The sequence below is a fragment of the Citrobacter sp. NCU1 genome (genome assembly GCF_010231475.1).
Lineage (GTDB): Bacteria > Pseudomonadota > Gammaproteobacteria > Enterobacterales > Enterobacteriaceae > Citrobacter_D.
On the sequence record NZ_NRDO01000067.1, the window covers coordinates 1 to 19393 of the forward strand.

Sequence of the window (19393 nt, forward strand, 5' to 3'; positions counted from 1 at the left end):
CCTGATGATGTTCATCAGGCGTTTTACAGACAAAAAACTGTCAACCTATATCAGGACTAGTCAGTGCGCGCCGCCGCCGCCACCGCCCGCCCCAAAGGGCGGTTTGGCGAACCAGACCAGTCCGAGCAACACCAGAAATATCCCCGCTGACATCCAGAAAATTTCATTGGCTGAAATGATCAGCCCCTGACTGGTTATCTGCTGGGCCAGCCAGCCGGAGGCCTGCTGTTGCGTCATCCCCAGGCCCTGGAGCTGATCGTACATTGCCTGTGCATTGGGGTTATACGGATTCACAGACTCGGTTAATTGTGCATGGTGCATGGACTCGCGGCTGGTCCACATAGTGGTCGTAATTGACGTGCCTATAGAACCTGCCAGCGTTCGCGTAAAGTTCGACAAACTCGACGCCGCCGCCAGACGCTCAGGCGGCAAGCCGGAGAGTGTGATGGTGGTCAGCGGCATAAAGAAGCAGGCCACGGCGAAGCCCTGGATAAACTGCGGCCAGGCCGATGCGCCGAAATCCATACCCGGCTCAAAGGTATATGCGCGCCAGTAAAAGCAGACGGCGTACATAATAAAGCTGAACGTGACCAGCCTGCGCATATCAAGCTTGTGCGCGAAGCGTCCGATAATGGGCGACAGGATCACCGGAATAATCCCCACTGGCGCAGAGGCCAGACCTGCCCACGTCGCGGTATAGCCATACACTTCCTGCAACAGCTGTGGCAGCAACACGATAGCGCCGAAGTAGAGCATATAGGCCAGACTGATACACAGACATCCTATCGTGAAGTTTCGCGACTTAAACAGCGAGAGATCGACAATGGGGTTATCGTCCGTCAGCTCCCAGACAATCAGGAAGCTGATGGCGACCACGGCGACCACGGTCAGAATGATAATCTCCTGCGAGGCAAACCAGTCCAGTTCTTTACCGCGGTCGAGCATAATTTGCAGACTGCCGATCCCGACCACCAGGAGCGCCAGGCCAATGGCGTCAATCCGCCGCTGCTCGGTACGGGTTTCCCGTCCACGCAGGGTTTGCAGCGTCATCAGGACCACCACCACGCCGATAGGCACGTTGATGAAGAAGATCCAGCCCCAGTGATAGTTATCGCTGATATAACCGCCGAGAATCGGGCCGCAAATCGGCGCGACAATGACCGTCATCGACCATAACGCCAGAGCGATGGATCGCTTGGCGGGCGGGTAGTTATTCAGCAACAGGCTCTGAGAAAGCGGAATTAAAGGCCCGGCAACAATCCCCTGTATCACACGAAAGAAGATCAGCATGTTGAGGCTGTTGGAGACGCCGCAGGCCCACGACGCAATGACAAAGGCGACGGTAGACCACATGAACAACTTCACTTCGCCGACGCGTTTCGCCAGCCATCCGGTTAGCGGAATCGAAATGGCGTTTGCCACCCCGAAGGAGGTGATCACCCATGTTCCCTGGCTCAATGACGAGCCAAGGTTCCCGGCGATAGTCGGGATTGCCACGTTAGCAATGGTGGAGTCCAGAACCTGCATAAATGTCGCCATCGACAACGCGATCGTCATAATGACGAGCTGTGCGCCTTCCAGCGGTTTTTGCTGTTGCATCACACGCACCTCAGGATTAACCCGCGTTGGCCTGGACTATCTCTTCGATCAGTTTATTGACCGGAGCGAGGCTGATTTCCCGTGCATCGCTTTCAGAAACTGGCGTTGTGCGCACCTGACTTGCCAACACCTGCCCATCGCGATTTGAGGTATCTACCGTCACTAATGTCGATAAACCAATGCGCAGAGGATGTTGCGCTAATTGCTGCGCATCCAGCTCAATACGGACTGGCAGACGTTGTACGACTTTGATCCAGTTGCCGGTCGCATTTTGTGCAGGGAGCAGCGAGAAGGCGCTGCCTGTTCCCATATCGAGACCGACGACTTTCCCGGTATATTTCACGTCATCGCCGTAAATATCGCTGATGACGGTGGCCGGTTGGCCAATGCGCATATGCGCCAGCTGAGTTTCTTTAAAGTTGGCATCGATCCACAGATTGTTCGCCGGAACGACCGCCATCAGCGGAGTGGTTGGGCTAATTTGTGCGCCAGGTTGAACGGAACGGCGAGAAACATATCCTGTCATCGGGCTGACGATTTTCGTACGTTCCAGCGCCAGCCAGGCATTACGAACTTCCGTCGCCGCTTGTTGCACGGCGGGCTGATCTTCCAGCCGACTACCGAGGATCATCGCCTGATTGGCATTATATTGTTGAATCGCCACGTCCAGTTGCGCCTGGGCGCTGGCGACGGCATCACGCGCGTGTTGCAGCTCTTCGCGGCCAATCAAGTTGGCCTGACCCAGCGGAACACGACGATTAAAGTCACTTTGCGCCTGGGCAAGCGCGGTTTTCTGCACCTCAATGCTCGCCTGCAACTGCTTGCTGTTGATCATTAACTGGTGTGTTTGACGCACGCTGGAGGCTAACGCGGTTTTGGCTTTTTCAAACGCCTGTTTGGCATCGGTCTGATCGAGAGTGACCAGCACATCACCTTTTTTGACAAAGTCAGTATTATCAGCCCAGACTTTCGTCACGCTGCCTGATACCTGCGCCATGATTTGTACCTGGTTCCCTGCCACGTACGCATCATCGGTCTCTTCGGCATAACGCAGTACTAAAAACCAATAAATCCCATATGCCACGGCAATAATAATAAAGAGCAAGGTGAGAAGGATGAGCATACTTTTACGTTTGCCATTCTTCTTAACCGGTTGCTGCGGGGTGTGAGTCTCCGCATTTGCGCTCATGTTGTTCTCCACGATCTTATTTTTTCGCATCGGCTGAGCCGACCTGTTTGTCAGAAAGGCCAGCAGTGTCACGTGCTGGCCTGTCAGTTTTTTCTTTTATAAATCTGGATTTTTGAGCGTGTCGACGCGTTAGCGTAGCGCCTCAAGAACGGCACCATCCTGATCCATCTGATCGAGACGGGTCAGGAGTTTACGCGTGATGTGCTCAAGCTGATCTTTTTCGGCGGTGCTGAGAGATGACCAAAGCTGATGCAGGCAGTTATGCTGAGGTGGGAGAACCTCACGCAAAAAATCGTGCCCTTTTTCAGTCAATTGCAGGTGCAGACAACGACGGTCGTTATCGCTTTCGCGACGTTCGATCCAGCCGCGTTTTTCTAACTCATCCGCGATTCGTGTTGCGTTAGTACGGGACGAACCGAGCGCACAACTCAGTTCCGAAGGCTGAATACTGTGGTTTTCCTGAGACTCCAGCGTAATCAACGCCATAAACAACGTCTCGTTAATCCCTTGAGCTTTCAGCATTTTATTGCGGTTTTCCAGCAACTTGCCTTGCATATGCATGCAAAGACGAGTCAGAAGAATTTCCTGATATGGAAAATCTTCGTAGCGGCTGGCGCGAAATTTTAGCATTTGTTCAATGGGCGTAAACGAACTATCCATTTGGGCATGACCTCATTAATTTCAGCCGATATAGTAACGACAGTGACAAATAAAGTAAATGTATTATTAACGTAAAATGATTTTTACGGGTTATAAAATCGTCAGTTTTTTCTGGGCTAATCCGTAGTCCGGAAAACGCAACGATGTGGGGAACGAGCAAACAATGAATAAACAGTACGGGAGGCAGAAAACCTGACGTAACCCCGGCGGGGAGAAACCCCTGACGGGTGTAATTCAGGCCAAACGCAAAAACGAGCGGGTTACCGCTGATAACTCTCGGCATGCTGTCTTCACATCCCTGAGCGAATGTAGCCGGACTGGGATCAGACAGGAGGGCAGGGCTTTCCATATAATTATGTGATTCGTCACCGATGTAAAATAATCAGGATAAATAATTTTAATAACCTTAACAGACTGGGGGGCACCTTAACACCCTAAGGTGCCCAAACAGCCATAAACGCTTAGTGTCTGCTTAATTTACGGCTTCTTGTCGATGAAAACCTCGCCACCAGACCAGCAGGTTAAGTACGGATACGGTCATACCCGCCAGACAAACGCCTGCCCACCCTGCATGCTGCCAGGCGGAGGCTGAAATCAGCGAACCGGCCGCGCCACCGATAAAATAGCTGGTCATGTAACCTGCCGTCAGGCGGTTACGCGCATCCGGGTGAATGCGATAGATCACCGTTTGATTGGTGATGTGTACGCCCTGAACCGTAAGATCCAGCACCAGAATACCGACAATCAGCGCCAGCACTGAGGTGTGTCCATACCAGATTGCCAGCCAGGAGAGCAGTAACAACAACAGGCTGATCGTGGTCGTGAGATGGGATTTCCCTTTATCGGCAAAACTGCCAGCAGGTCGTGCGCCCAACGCACCGGCGGCGCCTGCCAGACCAAACAGACCAATCATCCCTTCGGAATAGTTAAACGGCGGCGCGGCAAGCAAAAAGGCCATTGACGTCCAGAGGATGCTGAAATTGGCAAAGGTCAGGCATCCTAACAGCGCGCGGGTGCGCAGCAGTTTGTCGTGGAGAAACAGGCTGAAGACGGAGCCTAACAACTGCGGATAGTTGAGATGGGTTTCAGATTTCATCTTCGGCAGGCCACGCCACAGCGCGATAGCCATCAGCGCCATCAGGACAGAGGCGACCCAGAATACGGTTCGCCAGCCGCCGAGATTCGCGAGTAATCCGGCGACGGTCCGCGCCAGTAAAATCCCCAGCAGCAGACCGCTCATGATGGTGCCCACCACCTTCCCGCGCTGATCCGGTGTGGCGAGCGTGGCGGCCAGAGGAACCAAAATTTGGGCGACGACCGAGAATAATCCGGTGAGCGCTGTCCCCAGGATCATCATGGCAAGCGACTGGCTGCTGGCGGTGATCAGCATGCCACCTGCCGCCAGCAGTGTCATCGAGACGATCAACGTCCGGCGTTCAAACATGTCGCCCAGCGGAACCAGTAACAATAACCCAGCGGCATAGCCCAACTGTGCGGCTGTGACGATAAAACCGGCGGAACTGGCCGAAAGTGAGAATGTGCGGGCGATTGTGTCGAGTAGCGGCTGCGCGTAATAGTTGCTGGCGACCGCCAGACCGGTGGCGATAGACATTAAGACAATCAGCGCCGGACTAAGTTGATGAGTAGGGTTATTCATTGTTATCAGTGTGTTTGGATTAAGTGACAACAATCATAACGAATGAAAAAGAATTCAGGTGATGGATCGTGCGGTTCAGGGAAGAGGTGAATGATGCCTGATGGCGTCTTGCCATCAGGCACAACGCTTACATTACTTCTGTGTAGCCAGCGCTTCGTTCACCCAACTGTCAAATTGCTGCTGGTGGGCTTTGATCCAGCCGTCAACATGACCCTGAATGTCTCCTTCGGAAGCCTTACCTTCATGCATCATCGAGTTTTGGGCGTTGATATCCGCAACCGACAGTTTCATAACGGCAAACAGTTTCGCCGCCGCCGGGTTTTTCTCCGCCCAGGCTTTGTTGGCAACGATGTGCATCGTACTCACCGGGAAGCCATAGTTCGCGCCGTTCGGCAGTTTAGTATCGATATTTTTCTGCACGCCAGGCAGAGAGGAAAACGGCACCTGCAACCAGACCACATCTTTACCTGGCTTCAACACGTCGCTCACCCAGTACGGTGTCCAGGTGTAGTAAAGAACCGGCTTGCCTTCTTTATAACGGGCGATGGTATCGGCCATCATCGCCGCATAGTTCCCCTGGTTGTGATCAACGGTTTTCGTCAGTTCATAGGCGCCTAGCTGATGATTAATGGCAGCCTCACAGCCCCAGCCTGGGTTACAGCCGGTTAAATCTGCTTTTCCGTCGTTGTTGCTGTCGAACAGTTTGGCGATTTTCGGGTCTTTCAATTGCGCGATGTTGGTGATGTTGTACTGTTCGGCGGTTTTTTTGTCGATCAGGTAACCCTGTGCGGCACCGGTGACGAATACTCCCTCGCGATAGAACTTCTTGTCTCCGCCTGCAGCAGCGTACATATCATCATGCAGCGGCTGCCAGTTCACGGCAGTAAATGTGGCGTCGCCAGAGGCAATGGAGGTATAGCCTACGTTGTAGTCGACTTCACTCGGTTTGTTGACGGTGTAACCGAGTTTTTCCAGCGCGCGGCTCACCAGCAGAGTCTGGAAGGTCTCTTCGGATATGGTGCTTTGAATTGGCTGTACGGTGACGCCTTTGCCCGGCAGGTCGGCAGCGAAAGTGCTGGTAGAGACAAGGGTGGCAAACGCTGTGGCAAAAAGAAGATGATGTCGCATCGTTGTTCCTTAATGATTGGAGGGACACGGAGGCCCGGCAGGTATCGCGCTACCGGGCAACAGGTGAATTACTTGATGAAAGGGCGGGTAAAAAGCCCAACGGGACCGGTGTGATACCAGCGGCGGTTACCACGGCTGCGCGAGTCGCGTCCTACGGCTTGCGTCAGACGGTCCAGAATAATGGCGAGGATCACAATGCCAGCCCCACCGACAGTGGCCAGTCCCATATCGAGACGACCGATACCGCGCAGAACCATTTGGCCCAGTCCGCCAACGGCAATCATGGAGGCGATAACGACCATGGAGAGGGCAAGCATCAGCGTCTGGTTGACCCCGGCCATAATGGTGGGCATTGCCAGCGGTAGCTGAACTTTGAACAGCATCTGGCGCGGACTAGCGCCAAATGAGCGCGAAGCCTCAATCAGATCCGCCGGGACTTGGTTGATCCCAAGGATGGTCAGACGCACAATCGGCGGCAAGGCAAAGATAATCGTCACCACCACGCCTGGCACGTTCCCGATACCAAACAGCATGACAATCGGCACCAGATAGACGAACGCCGGTGTGGTCTGCATCGCATCCAGCAGCGGACGAACAATTTTCGCCGCCCGTGGACTGCGCGCCAGCCAAATTCCCAGCGGTAACCCGATAATGACGCAGAACAGCAGCGCAGTGAGCACCAGCGCGAGTGTGATCATTGCCTGCGACCAGGCGCCGATCGCGCCAATGGCGAGCAGCGAAATCAACGTCGCGACACCCATGCCGAGGCTCGACATTTGCCAGGCGATCAGAGCAAAAAGAATAATCGCTACCGGCGCAGGCATCCCCAGCAGCAGTTGCTGGAAACCGTTGAGAATGTAATCCACCGGGATACGAATGCCCTGGAAGACGGGACGGAAATGGGAGACAACCCAGTCGATCCCTTCTGTGACCCAGCTATCCAGCGGGATCAGCGTCTTATGGAACGGATCCATAATATTAAAATGTTCCGGCTGGGGCGCTGGCGCGCTGTTCAGCCAGTCTGCCCCGCCGCCGTTGGCGGGCGCGTTGCCCCAGGCGTCAGCGGTTTGCGTGGCGCTCTCTGTCGCCGGCGCGGTATCCCACGGATTGGTTTGATCAGCCATTGTTTGCCCCCTCGCGATCTAAAGCCTGTAGCAGCATGCGTTTAGAAATGATGCCAACATACTGTTGTTCCTCATCGACGACCGGTACTGCACAGGGCGCCTGACCAACATGAGAAAGCAATTCGCTGAGTGGGGTTTGCGCATCCACGGCTAACGGCTGTTCAATTAATGCCGCTTCAATGCTTTGCGCCTGACTTAATGCCAATTTTAAGGAGTCAATCGACACCACGCCGACATACTTATTTCCGCGTTCAATGACGTAGCCAAATTCGCGATCTTCATCTTCTAATAATTTCAGCGCAGAACGTGGACCGAAACCTGGTGTTCTGCGAATTAATCCTACCGGGCTACGGCGGGCAATATCTTTCGCACTGAATACCTGGCTAATATCAACGCCACGGAAGAAGGTACGGACATAATCATTCGCCGGATTATTCAGAATCTCATCCGGTGTCCCGACCTGTACGACTTCGCCATTTTGCATAATGGCAATACGATCGCCAATACGCATCGCTTCATCCAGATCGTGGGAAATAAAGACCACGGTACGCTGATGCTTCGCTTGCAGTTTTACCAGTTCATCCTGCATTTCGGTGCGAATTAACGGATCGAGAGCTGAGAAGGCTTCATCCATTAATAAGATATCAGGATTTATGGCTAATGCGCGGGCGAGGCCGACACGCTGACGCATGCCCCCGGAAAGTTCATCCGGGTAGCCGTGAGCATAATTCTCCAGTCCGACCTGGCGTAACGCATCGAGCGCTTTTTCCCGACGTTCATTCGCAGCAATACCGGCTAATTCCATGCCGAATGCGGTATTGTCCAGCACCGTCATGTGCGGCATTAACGCAAATGACTGGAAGACCATCGCAATCTTTTTTCTGCGCACCTCGCGAAGTTCTGCATCGGATATTTTGGCAATATCGACACCGTCAATCAGAACTTGCCCGCGGGTGGGTTCAATCAGGCGATTGAGAAGGCGTACCATTGTGGATTTACCCGAACCGGATAATCCCATGATGACAAATATCTCGCCTTCTTCAATGGCCAGACTGGCGTCTTTAACGCCAAGCGATAGCCCCGTTTTATCCAGAATCTGCTCTTTCGAAAGTCCTTTTTCAATATATTTGAAAGCTCGCTGTGGATGCTCACCAAATATCTTATAGAGATTTTTAACTTCTAATTTAATTGCCATGCAATAGAATGATTCCTGTTATTTATATATGTCGATATGTTACCTAATGGAAATAGTGACCTTTTTCTACCCTAACATACTGAGAATCTGAGACAACCCTGAATTTGTTAATGATGTTAATGCTATGGAAAGCCATTCTGCGAGATTTCCCATGATATAAGGGCTGAGCGGCAGTGATGGCAGGCTGATATTTTTTGTAAGGAGCATTGAAATGCGCCTGAATTGTCATAATTCAGGCGGGTAAGGTGCAAGATATTGACTGTAGATCACACAATAATAATGGAATGACAAAAATGTGATCTCATTAGAAATATGAGTGCAATTATCAGGGTGATATTTACCTCAATATCTCTTGTCAGAAATTCCAGTCTTCATCTTTGGTTTCTACCGTTTTACCCATGACATAGGATGATCCCGACCCGGAGAAGAAATCATGATTTTCATCACCATTCGGTGACAGCGCAGCAAGAATGGCCGGATTAACGTCGGCCATTTCTGCCGGAAACAAGGTGTCATATCCCAGGTTCATTAAGGCTTTATTGGCGTTGTAGCAAAGAAAGGCGTTGACCTCCTCAACCCAGCCGGTTTCCGCGTACAGTTCTTCCGTATAACGGACTTCGTTGTCATACAACGCCATCAGCAGTTCAAGGGCAAAATCCTTCAGCGATTCACGTTCCGATTCTGCGCATTTCTCCAGCCCTTTCTGGTACTTATAACCAATGTAATAGCCGTGGACCGCTTCATCACGAATAATCAGGCGGATCAGATCGGCGGTGTTGGTCAGCTTGCCGCGGCTGGAAAAGTACATCGGCAGCCAGAAACCGGAGTAAAACAGAAATGACTCCAGAAAGACGCTGGCAATTTTCTTCTTCAGCGGTTCCTCGCGTGTGTAGCAGGTCAGGATAATGTCTGCTTTGCGCTGTAGTGGTTCGTTGCACTCACTCCAGGCATAGGCGGCATCAACGTCTTTGCTCAGACACAGCGTAGAGAAGACGGAGCTGTACGAACGGGCATGTACGGCTTCCATAAAGCTGATATTCGACAGCACCGCTTCTTCATGCGGGGTCAATGAATCTGCCATCAATGAGGGCGCGCCCGCGATATTCTGAATGGTGTCGAGTAAGGTTAAGCCGGTGAAGACGCGAAGGGTCAGTTGCTGTTCAACGGCGCTCAGCGACTGCCAGGACGGCGTATCGTTAGACAACGGCACCTTCTCGGGTAGCCAAAAGTTGCTGGTCAGGCGATTCCACACCTCCAGGTCTTTATCGTCCTGGATCTGGTTCCAGTTGATGGCGCGGATAGGTGATAGTTTCACTTCGTTCTCCTTACAGCGCGCAGGACACGCAGCCTTCAATTTCAGTGCCTTCCAGCGCCCTCTGGCGTAGTCGGATGTAATAGAGCGTCTTGATACCTTTGCGCCAGGCGTAGATCTGCGCTTTGTTGATATCGCGGGTGGTGGCGGTATCGGGGAAAAACAGCGTCAGCGATAACCCTTGATCCACATGTTTTGTGGCTTCGGCATAGGTATCGATAATTTTTTGTGGACCAATCTCATAGGCGTCCTGATACATCTCCAGATTCTCGTTGGTCATAAACGGTGCCGGGTAATAAACGCGACCGGTTTTGCCTTCCTTGCGGATCTCCACTTTCGACACAATGGGATGAATACTGGATGTTGCATGGTTGATGTAGGAGATCGAACCGGTCGGCGGAACCGCCTGTAAATTCTGGTTATAAAGGCCGTAGCGCATCACCGCGTCCTGCAACTGTTGCCACATCTCGCGGGTCGGTAACGTGACACCGGCGCGGGCAAACAGCGCCCGGACTTTTGCGGTTTTTGGCTGCCAGTCGCCTTGCAGATACTGCGCAAAATAGTCGCCGCTGGCATAGCGGGATTGCGTAAACCCGGCGAAGGTTTTACCGCGCTCGCGCGCCAGCAGCATAGAGGTATGCAGCGCATGCCAGGTGACGGTGTAAAAATAGAGATTGGTGAAATCCAGGCCTTCCGGGGAACCATAAGCAATACCTTCCCGCGCCAGATAGCCGTGCAGGTTCATCTGTCCCAGCCCGATGGCGTGCGATGCGTCATTCCCGGCCTCGATCGACGGTACGCTGCGAATATGGCTCATCTCCGAGACCGCCGTCAGAGCGCGGACGGCGATTTCCACGGTGCGGCCAAAATCGGGCGAGTCCATGGTGTGGGCAATGTTCAGCGAACCGAGGTTACAGGAGATATCGTGACCGGTCTTCGCGTAATCCAGGTTTTCGTCATAGGTGGATGCGCTGTTGACCTGCAATATCTCCGAGCACAGATTGCTCATATTAATATGCCCGGCAATGGGACTGGCGCGATTGACCGTGTCTTCATACATGATGTACGGATAGCCGGACTCAAACTGGATTTCAGCAAGGCGCTGGAAAAAGTCGCGGGCGTTAATGGTTTTTTTGCGGATGCGTTCGTCGGCAACCAGCTCATGGTACAGCTCGCTGACCGCAATATCGCCAAACGGTTTACCGTAAATGCGTTCCACGTCATAGGGTGAGAACAGCGCCATTTCGGCGTTCTCTTTGGCTAACTGAAACGTGATATCCGGGATCACCACGCCAGGCGACAACGTTTTGATACGGATTTTTTCGTCGGCATTTTCACGTTTGGTATCGAGAAAACGCAGAATATCCGGGTGATGTGCATGCAACCAGACCGCGCCGGCTCCCTGGCGCGCCCCAAGCTGGTTGGCATAGGAGAACGCATCTTCCAGCATTTTCATTATGGGGATCACACCCGAAGACTGGTTTTCAATACGCTTAATTGGCGCGCCAGCTTCCCGCAAATTAGAGAGCAAAAACGCCACGCCGCCGCCGCGTTTAGACAGCTGAAGCGCCGAGTTTACCGCCCGCCCAATCGACTCCATGTTGTCTTCAATACGCAGCAGGAAACAGGAAACCAGTTCGCCGCGCTGGCGCTTCCCGCCGTTTAAAAAGGTTGGCGTAGCGGGCTGAAAGCGGCCAGAGAGCATTTCCTCTGCGATTTGGATCGCCTGCGTTTCGTTGCCCTGCGCCAGGGTCAACGCCACCATGACGATCCGGTCTTCAACGTCTTCCAGATAGCGTTTACCGTCAAAGGTTTTCAAGGTGTAGCTGGTGTAGAACTTCCATGCCCCGAGGAACGTCTGGAAACGAAAACCGCTGGCGTGCGCCCGTACGAACAGCGACACCACGAACGCGCGGTCATAGCGCTTGAGCACCTGGTCATCGTAATAGCCTTCACGTAACAGATAATCCAGCCGCGCATCCTGGCTGGCAAACGCCACGGAATTGGGCTTCACATGCGTGGTAATGAAGACCTCAATTGCCTGACGGTCTTTGTCGAACTGAATATGGCCCGCTTTGTCATACAGATTCAGCATGGCATTCAGGGCGTGATAATCCGTGGTTGTCGGCGTCACGCGTTCTGTGGTTGTCGTTGCCAAAATGCTTCCACTCCTTTTCGGACGTTGTCGATATCACCTGGCGTTCCCATGAGCTCAAAACGATACAGGCAGGGCACGCCGCATTTTTGTGAAATGACATCTCCGGCGCGGCCATAAGCTTCGCCGAAATTGCGATTACCGGCGGCAATAACACCGCGAATAAATGCCCGATTGTGTTCATCGTTTAAAAAACGGATCACCTGCCGGGGTACCGCACCCGCAGTGCCTCCACCGCCATAAGAGGGCACCACCAGAAGATAAGGTTCGTCTACGCGGATCCGTTTTCGCTCATCAAGCGGGATACGGATGGCGGGCAACCCCAAACGCAGCATAAAGCGGTGCGTGTTTTCGGAGCTGCTGGAAAAGTAAACGAGCGGGTTCATGCGTAGGGTTCAGCGTGCAGACGGTTGATCATGTCGGGGCGGAATCCAGACCAGCTGGTTTCCCCGGCAATGACGACCGGTAACTGGCGAAAACCCTGGGCACGCAGGGTTTCGGCCGCATCAGGAAGCTTGTCTACGTTGACCATCTCAAAATCAAATCCACGGCTTTCCATCGCCCGTTTCGTGGCGTGGCATTGAACACAATTATCTCGAGTGTAAATAGTAATGCGCATGATTCGTATTTCCGTTTAAAGTAAGAGAACGGCGCGAAGAGATGCGTCGGGTTGTGTGTGTTGCGATAAAAAGAATACTAGATGTAGTTTAAAAAAGATTCAACCACACAAGATATGGGAAATTCAGATTGAAAACTCCCCACTGAATCGCTCAGCGGGGAAGGGGCGTTATGGGCGTAAATTGCCGGAGGGTGACGCAAGCATCTTATCCTGCTTACGACAGGCACTCTGTTGTCGACCTGATAAGCGATAACGCCATCAGGCAACAAAAGTTACATCCGCATGCTCACTGCCAGACGGTTAAAGCAGTTCATCAGGCCGATAGCAAAGGTCAGATCGCTTATCTCTCTGGCGCTAAAATGGTCAAGCAGCGGCAGATAAACCTCATCTTCGGCGCGAGTGCCGACAATATCCGTGACAGATTCAGCCCAGGCCAGCGCCGCGCGCTCTTGTTCACTGAAACGGTGACTTACCCGCCAGCCCGCCAGCGCATCCAGTTTGGTTTGCTCAATACCGGATTGACGCAGCGCTTTGCTGTGCATCTCAAGGCAAAACGCACAACCATTGATTTGCGAAATGCGCAGATAAATCAGCTCCATCAGCGTGGTATCCAGCGCACTGTTTTCCAGTGCTTTTTTCGCCTGAACCAGCGCGTGATAGACCTCTGGGCTAAGTTCGTAGTAGGGCTGGCGTAATGTGGTCATGGTGTGTCTCCTCGTTTTAATGAGCGTACGGTAGCACTATAATGGACTGTAAAAGAGAGCCATATTTTTACGTAAAAAGCAGACCATAATGATGCCGCGCTATCAGCAAATCGCCCGTCAGTTAAAAAATGCCATTGAACAAGGCGAACTCAAACCGGGCGCACGGTTGCCTTCCAGTCGCACATGGGCGCAGGAGTTGGGCATATCCCGCGCAACGGTAGAAAATGCGTATGGTGAACTGGTGGCTCAGGGATGGCTGGAGCGACGTGGACAAACCGGAACGTTTGTCAGCGACCATTTGCGTCTGGAGAAACCGCATGTAGCGCCCGCTTTTTTTGCCGGAGAAAGCCAGACACCGCTGCCTTTTCAAATGGGATTACCTGCGCTGGATCTCTTCCCGCGTGAGATATGGGCGCGTGTGATGGGCCGCCGTCTGCGTACCCAAACACGTTTTGACCTGGCGCTGGGCGAGGTTTGTGGTGAAGCCGTGCTGCGCCAGGCAATTGTCGACTATCTGCGGGTTTCACGCAGTATCGAGTGTCAGCCGGAACAGGTGTTTGTGACGTCGGGTTATGCATCTTCAATGATGCTCATCTTGCGGGCGCTGGCACAACCGGGGGACGGCATGTGGGTGGAAGACCCCGGTTTTCCTCTGATTCGCCCGGTTATCGAGCAGGAGCGGGTTGAACGGTTGCCCGTGCCGGTCGATAACGAGGGTCTGGATGTATCGGCGGGGATCCGTTCTTACCCACAGGCGCGTTTTGTCTTGTTAACGCCTGCGCATCAAAGTCCGCTGGGCGTGTCGCTATCATTGACGCGTCGCCATCAACTGCTGGAGTGGGCCGCCAGTTCGCAGGCGTGGATTATCGAGGATGACTATGACAGTGAGTTTCGCTACCAGGGTAAGCCGCTGCCTCCGTTGAAAAGTCTGGATGCGCCGCAGCGTGTGGTGTATGCCGGGACGTTCAGCAAGTCACTCTTTCCTGCGCTGCGTACGGCATGGCTGGTGGTGCCGATGAATCAGGTCGCGCGATTTCGTGAGCAGGCGGCATTCATGGCCTGCAGTGTGCCAGTGTTATGGCAACAGACGCTGGCGGATTTCATTCGCGACGGCCATTTTTGGCGACATTTAAAAAAGATGCGTCAGCACTACGCCGAGCGCCGTCGCTGGATAGAAGAGGCGTTAACGGAACAAGGTTTTCACGTGGTGGCGCAGGAAGGGGGCATCCAGATGGTGATTTCCGTCGAGGGCGATGATGTTGCTCTGGTAGCGAAGGCGAATCACGCCGGGCTGGCGGCTCAGGCATTGAGTCGCTGGCGAATAACAGGGGAAGGGCAGGGGGGATTGCTGCTGTCGTTTACCAATATTACCTCTGCCGCGATGGCAAAACAGGTGGCTCAACAGCTCAGGGTGGCAATAGCGTAGTGAAAGAATGCCGGATAAGACGTTTTGGTGTCATCATCCGGCACACCGACCAGTTAGCGGCGCCGACTCAGTAGCGCGCCGAGAAAAATACCGACCGCTGCTGCGGTGCCTACGCTACACCAGGGTTTATCGCGTACAAAAGTATCCGCACAGCCAATAGCATCCCGGGCTGCCTGCTGGACACGAGTACGGCCATGCATACGTGCGCGGGTTTCTCTTAGCAAGGCTTGCGCTCTGCGTCGGGCATCCTCCGCTTCGTCTTTGGCGTCACTCCCCCAGGACTTAAGCACCTCTTCCAGACTGTCAGCTAATCGACTGGCATCATTATGAATATCCTGTACATCTTCATCGACGTCGTTTCGGTTGGGTCTGTTAAACATATGATCCTCCATTGATTTCGATGTGCTTTTCAGTGTAGACCATAATTTTATCTTCCGACGTTCATCACGCTGTATTCGTTTGTTTATGGACTTTTCTGAAAGCGCTGCTAATGCTGAATCAGGTAAGGTAAGGCCGCGGTAAAAGATGATGAGGAAAATATATGTATTTACGACCTGATGAGGTGGCGCGCGTACTTGAAAAAGTGGGCTTTACCGTCGATGTAGTGACACAAAAAGCGTACGGTTATCGACGTGGCGAAAATTATGTGTACGTGAATCGTGAAGCGCGTATGGGACGAACCGCATTGGTGATTCACCCAACATTAAAAGAAAGAAGTTCTTCACTGGCAGAGCCTGCAACGGATATTAAAACCTGCGATCACTACCAGCAATTTCCACTGTATTTAGCGGGCGAAACACACGAGCATTATGGTATTCCACACGGATTTAGCTCGCGTATTGCGCTGGAACGTTATTTGAATGGATTGTTTGGCGAAGTAAAACTAAGTTCAAACTAATAATGCGACTGGCGGGGCCAGTCGCAAGGGATAACTCAGGCCTTGGCCTGATGGTAACTGCTGACCTTAAACAGGCGACGGCAGTAGTCGAGAAAATAACCGTAGACCGCCCCCATCAACATTGATACCACGATATTTGAACTCACCGCTGCGGTGATCTGATGCCAGTCTGCGCCAACCGTCAGCAAAATAGCGACATAAACCGGCGACTGGAAAGTCACATAAGCCAGAATATCCGCCAGGTTTTTCACCCATCCTGCAGAGCTTGCCTTGCGCGAAACGCGCATGAACAGATCGCGGTACATTCCATAGGGCCATGCAATAAGGATGTTAACCGGAATAGCAACCAGTCTGGATGAAAGTGACTGTTCAAAGGTCATTCCGGAGAGGAATATCTCGATCAACATGTTCACGACAGAACAGTAAACAACCATCGCGAACGTGTCAGCTACAGCATGACGCAAGCGTGACTGCGGTGAGAACATGTTAATGCTCCTTGTCAAAGGGGATTCATCGTCGTCAAATACTGCCTTGTAGTGAGTTAGCGAAGTCATTTCGCTTTTGAATAGAGTATATTGCTATATAATAACAAGCAATTAGCGTAAAATTTTTATTTATTCGCTTTTTGTCGATAAAATGCTCTGTGGTGGTCTGTTTTTTGTACGTTTCGGTATTTTCGGTGTCTCATTGCTTTAAATTGATTTAAAATCAATCACTTATAAATGGTTGTCTTTTTGTTTTTTTTGCGGTCCATTGTGAAATGTGCCAGATTCGACAGAGAATTCGGTAGTGTTGACGGTTTTTGTTTTTCCAGCAGGTTTAATGCTGTGCAAGTTAATTTTGTAGCATAAAATTCCATCCCAATGATATGACTGATTATTCACTTTTTAGTGGTCTCTATTCATCAGGCTTCGGCGGGAGATGAGTGACATACTCCGCCAGTCGCTTATTTTGCGCGGATCGTTTGACACTCCACGGGAAAATATATTTTTTATTTATTCATAATTTACAATCTGGCGCCAATATATTCACTGAGGGTGCATGATAAATAATCATTATAAAGTGATTTTTCATAATATCCTTAAACGTATCAGAGTCTGGAAATATCATTTAATATCGAATACACTCCTCTCTGTAATACTGTTTTTGGCTTTCTGCGTTAAAAGGTTTTTATTATTATGAATGTGATGTTACAGAACTTAAATAATATTCGTACGTTGCGTGCAATGGCTCGCGAATTCTCCATTGACGTTCTTGAAGAAATGCTCGAAAAATTCAGGGTTGTCACTAAAGAAAGACGTGAAGAAGAAGAACAGCAGCAGCGTCAACGTGCAGAGCAGCAAGAGAAAATTAATACTTTTCTGGCGCTGATGAAAGCGGACGGCATTAACCCGGAAGAATTACTGGGAATGCAACCGGTGGCGCCTCGCGTGACGAAAAAACGTCAGCCGCGTCCGGCAAAATACCGTTTTGTTGATTTTAATGGTGAAACGAAAACCTGGACTGGACAGGGGCGTACGCCTAAGCCGATTGCCCAGGCGCTGGCAGCAGGTAAATCTCTGGATGATTTCCTGATTTAATTCTGAAGGTGATATGCCGGATGGCAGCGTTAAGCTGCCTCCGGTTTACCACGAAAACCGGGCTTCGCACTTACATCCTGCCAGATTATTAATGTGTGCGACGGTTCCAGGGCATTTTATCGAGCAGACGCGCCATCCCGCAAAAACCGGTGAATCCGGCCAGCATCAGTCCCGCGCCGACAAAACCGCTCAGCAGGAAGAAACCCTGACTCACCGCGTATCCCAGCACAACCCCGAGTAAAATCAGTCCACCTGCGGCAATCTGCACCTGACGCATCAGCGGCAGCGGCTGCGATGTGTCTCGCGCGACGGGCAACGACGCCGCTTTCCAGCCATCAATGCCCCCTTCCAGCAACCAGACTTTTGCCGGAGCCGCAACCGCCTGCAACCTTGCCACATTGTTTTGTGTGCGCCGCCCCGACTGGCAATGATAGATAACGCACTCGCTACGCAGGTGGTCAGGGAAAGCGCCCTGCTCAAGGGTGTGGAGCGGGACCAGATGGGCGTCAGGGATATGTTCATGCAGATACTCATCGGCATCGCGGATATCAATCAGCATCGCGCCCTGGGCTATCAGCACCTGCGCCTCGCGTGGGGAAATCGTCCCGGTTGTCATCCTGGCTCCTTATGGGCAGTAGAGGGTTTTCAATGTGGCGATCAGTGAACCTACCGCCTTATTTTTAATGAAGTAATGAATACGCTGAGCATCGCGCTGGCTGTCGATCAGTCCCTCTTCGCGCATGCGCGCCAGGTGCTGAGACGTCGCGGAGGGACTGAGTCCCGTCGCCCGCGCCAGTTCGCCCGCACTGGTGCCCGGCGAGCCGCAGAGCATGCACAAAATCAACAGTCGTTTTGGGTTGCTCATCGCTTTTAGCAAGGCGGCGGCCTGTTCGGCGCTGGCCTGGAGTTGTTCGAGTTCAGTCATCATTATTTAAGTGTTATCTAAATTAAGGTAATTCTAAAGTACTGAGCAACAGTATGCCAGCGTCAAGAGCGTAAAAGAGGGTAAAAGAAAAGGGGGACATTGGCAGAGTTGGGTAATCTGACTACGCTTAGAGAGAAAATCTCTTTTTTAAACAATGAGTAATTTTACTTTTTTGGAGTGTGTATGGGTTTCTGGCGAATCGTAATTACCATCCTTCTTCCCCCGCTTGGCGTGCTGCTGGGGAAAGGATTTGGCTGGGCATTTATCCTGAACATCATTTTGACGTTATTGGGCTATATCCCCGGCCTTGTCCATGCTTTCTGGATCCAAACTCGCGACTGATTTTTGCCGGGGGCGCTTCGCTTGCCCGGCCTGGAATTATTCTCAATTTCAAAAAATGACAGCTGTTTGTAGGATTGATAAGCAAAGCGCCATCAGTCAATTTTCCCAGGACGCACGTTGTCAATCACCTGGCAGACCTCAGCTCTGTTCTGGCTGAAGTTTGCCGGACATTGCCTGTTGAATAATCGGGATTGGCGTCAGTAAATGCTGGCGCATTAACTCGCTGGCGCGTTGTGCATCCCGTGCCAGAATCGCCTCGGTCAGCGTCTGGTGCTGGGTATGTTTATCTTCCAGCATTTCGACCGACAGAACCGTTTCACGCAGCCAGATAAACCGGTAGCGCGCGGCAAGATCAAAAAGGCGTTCACGCATTTGCAGCAGATAATGTGAACCGCATCCGGCGACGATGGAGGAATGAAACGCCTGATGACGTTGATCCCACTCATCCAGCATGCCTTCACTGGCATCGCTTGATTCCAGTTTATTCAGCATATGCGCTCTGGCGAGGATCTCGGCTTCCCATGCGTCGTCACCGCGCTCGATAGCCAGTCGCACCAGCATGGCTTCCATATTGGCGCGGGCATCAAAGATATCGAGCAGCTCCTGCCCGGACATGGGCGCCACACGGTAGCCTTTCTGATTGACCACGGTCACCAGCCGTTCCGCCACCAGTTGGGAAAGGGCTTCTCGTAGCGGTCCCACGCCAAGTTCATAACGTGAAGTCAGTAAACTCATGCGCAGTTTTTCATCGGGCTGATAAATACCGCGAATAATGTCATTTTTAAGCCAGTGGTATCCATCGATGGCCGTCGGCTGAGAAGTGGCGGTCATGGGGGCGACTCCTGAATAAAATCACGATCCCGGCTTGCGCCGGGAACAG

General features: G+C 52.2%; 21 protein-coding genes. 4 read left to right on the forward strand and 17 right to left on the reverse strand.

What is annotated here, in order from left to right; genetic code table 11:
* Nucleotides 1-60: 60 nt before the first annotated feature.
* The 12 genes from emrB to CJP72_RS18785 form a co-directional block, all read right to left on the reverse strand.
* Nucleotides 61-1599, reverse strand: a complete 1539-nt coding sequence (gene emrB, locus CJP72_RS18725) for a multidrug efflux MFS transporter permease subunit EmrB (RefSeq protein WP_162382840.1) — start codon at nucleotides 1597-1599, stop codon at nucleotides 61-63.
* Nucleotides 1600-1615: 16 nt separating this feature from the next.
* Nucleotides 1616-2788, reverse strand: coding sequence for a multidrug efflux MFS transporter periplasmic adaptor subunit EmrA (gene emrA / locus CJP72_RS18730; RefSeq protein WP_162382841.1), 1173 nt, complete (start codon nucleotides 2786-2788; stop codon nucleotides 1616-1618).
* A 129-nt stretch (nucleotides 2789-2917) separates the two neighbouring features.
* Entirely contained in the window at nucleotides 2918-3448 is a 531-nt protein-coding gene (emrR, locus tag CJP72_RS18735) for a multidrug efflux transporter EmrAB transcriptional repressor EmrR (RefSeq protein ID WP_162382842.1), read from the reverse strand.
* Nucleotides 3449-3920: 472 nt separating this feature from the next.
* A complete protein-coding gene (locus CJP72_RS18745; RefSeq protein ID WP_162382844.1) occupies nucleotides 3921-5105 on the reverse strand; it encodes an MFS transporter in 1185 nt (394 codons plus the stop codon).
* A 132-nt stretch (nucleotides 5106-5237) separates the two neighbouring features.
* A complete protein-coding gene (gene proX, locus CJP72_RS18750) occupies nucleotides 5238-6233 on the reverse strand; it encodes a glycine betaine/L-proline ABC transporter substrate-binding protein ProX (protein WP_162382845.1) in 996 nt (331 codons plus the stop codon).
* A gap of 68 nt (nucleotides 6234-6301) precedes the next feature.
* Complete coding sequence (gene proW, locus CJP72_RS18755; RefSeq protein WP_162382846.1) at nucleotides 6302-7357, reverse strand: glycine betaine/L-proline ABC transporter permease ProW; 1056 nt, start codon at nucleotides 7355-7357, stop codon at nucleotides 6302-6304.
* Complete coding sequence (proV, locus tag CJP72_RS18760) at nucleotides 7350-8552, reverse strand: glycine betaine/L-proline ABC transporter ATP-binding protein ProV (RefSeq protein WP_162382847.1); 1203 nt, start codon at nucleotides 8550-8552, stop codon at nucleotides 7350-7352. The genes proW and proV overlap by 8 nt, the downstream gene beginning before the upstream one ends.
* A gap of 355 nt (nucleotides 8553-8907) precedes the next feature.
* A complete protein-coding gene (gene nrdF, locus CJP72_RS18765; RefSeq protein ID WP_162382848.1) occupies nucleotides 8908-9867 on the reverse strand; it encodes a class 1b ribonucleoside-diphosphate reductase subunit beta in 960 nt (319 codons plus the stop codon).
* Between the two features lie 10 nt (nucleotides 9868-9877).
* Complete coding sequence (gene nrdE, locus CJP72_RS18770) at nucleotides 9878-12022, reverse strand: class 1b ribonucleoside-diphosphate reductase subunit alpha (protein WP_162382849.1); 2145 nt, start codon at nucleotides 12020-12022, stop codon at nucleotides 9878-9880.
* Entirely contained in the window at nucleotides 11995-12405 is a 411-nt protein-coding gene (gene nrdI / locus CJP72_RS18775; protein ID WP_162382850.1) for a class Ib ribonucleoside-diphosphate reductase assembly flavoprotein NrdI, read from the reverse strand. The genes nrdE and nrdI overlap by 28 nt, the downstream gene beginning before the upstream one ends.
* Nucleotides 12402-12638 carry a glutaredoxin-like protein NrdH gene (gene nrdH, locus CJP72_RS18780; protein WP_162382851.1) on the reverse strand — a complete coding sequence of 79 codons (237 nt, stop codon included), beginning with the start codon at nucleotides 12636-12638 and terminating at the stop codon, nucleotides 12402-12404. The genes nrdI and nrdH overlap by 4 nt, the downstream gene beginning before the upstream one ends.
* Nucleotides 12639-12910: 272 nt before the next feature.
* Nucleotides 12911-13342: a carboxymuconolactone decarboxylase family protein gene (locus CJP72_RS18785; protein WP_162382852.1), complete on the reverse strand. Its 432-nt coding sequence runs from the start codon at nucleotides 13340-13342 to the stop codon at nucleotides 12911-12913.
* A gap of 91 nt (nucleotides 13343-13433) precedes the next feature.
* Here CJP72_RS18785 and pdxR point away from each other — a divergent pair, with 91 nt between their 5' ends.
* Entirely contained in the window at nucleotides 13434-14768 is a 1335-nt protein-coding gene (gene pdxR, locus CJP72_RS18790; protein WP_162382898.1) for a MocR-like pyridoxine biosynthesis transcription factor PdxR, read from the forward strand.
* A 53-nt stretch (nucleotides 14769-14821) separates the two neighbouring features.
* Here pdxR and CJP72_RS18795 read toward each other — a convergent pair whose 3' ends face one another.
* On the reverse strand, nucleotides 14822-15148 hold the full coding sequence (locus tag CJP72_RS18795; RefSeq protein WP_162382853.1) for a DUF883 domain-containing protein: 327 nt from the start codon (nucleotides 15146-15148) through the stop codon (nucleotides 14822-14824).
* 161 nt (nucleotides 15149-15309) lie between these two features.
* On the opposite strand from CJP72_RS18795, the gene CJP72_RS18800 reads away from it, so the two are divergent.
* Nucleotides 15310-15666, forward strand: a complete 357-nt coding sequence (locus CJP72_RS18800) for a DUF2002 family protein (RefSeq protein ID WP_162382854.1) — start codon at nucleotides 15310-15312, stop codon at nucleotides 15664-15666.
* 35 nt (nucleotides 15667-15701) lie between these two features.
* On the opposite strand, the gene alaE is transcribed toward CJP72_RS18800, so the two are convergent.
* Entirely contained in the window at nucleotides 15702-16151 is a 450-nt protein-coding gene (alaE, locus tag CJP72_RS18805) for an L-alanine exporter AlaE (RefSeq protein WP_162382855.1), read from the reverse strand.
* A gap of 693 nt (nucleotides 16152-16844) precedes the next feature.
* Between alaE and stpA the strand changes: the two genes are divergently transcribed.
* A complete protein-coding gene (stpA, locus tag CJP72_RS18810; RefSeq protein WP_162382856.1) occupies nucleotides 16845-17246 on the forward strand; it encodes a DNA-binding protein StpA in 402 nt (133 codons plus the stop codon).
* Between the two features lie 88 nt (nucleotides 17247-17334).
* Here stpA and CJP72_RS18815 read toward each other — a convergent pair whose 3' ends face one another.
* Both CJP72_RS18815 and CJP72_RS18820 read right to left on the reverse strand, forming a co-directional pair.
* A complete protein-coding gene (locus CJP72_RS18815) occupies nucleotides 17335-17862 on the reverse strand; it encodes a rhodanese family protein (RefSeq protein WP_162382857.1) in 528 nt (175 codons plus the stop codon).
* A gap of 9 nt (nucleotides 17863-17871) precedes the next feature.
* Nucleotides 17872-18171, reverse strand: a complete 300-nt coding sequence (locus tag CJP72_RS18820) for an ArsR/SmtB family transcription factor (RefSeq protein WP_162382899.1) — start codon at nucleotides 18169-18171, stop codon at nucleotides 17872-17874.
* Between the two features lie 183 nt (nucleotides 18172-18354).
* On the opposite strand from CJP72_RS18820, the gene CJP72_RS18825 reads away from it, so the two are divergent.
* Nucleotides 18355-18513 (forward strand): YqaE/Pmp3 family membrane protein, encoded by a 159-nt coding sequence (locus tag CJP72_RS18825; protein ID WP_162382858.1) that lies wholly within the window; start codon nucleotides 18355-18357, stop codon nucleotides 18511-18513.
* 138 nt (nucleotides 18514-18651) lie between these two features.
* On the opposite strand, the gene csiR is transcribed toward CJP72_RS18825, so the two are convergent.
* A complete protein-coding gene (gene csiR / locus CJP72_RS18830) occupies nucleotides 18652-19344 on the reverse strand; it encodes a DNA-binding transcriptional regulator CsiR (RefSeq protein WP_162382859.1) in 693 nt (230 codons plus the stop codon).
* Between the last annotated feature and the right edge of the window lie 49 nt (nucleotides 19345-19393).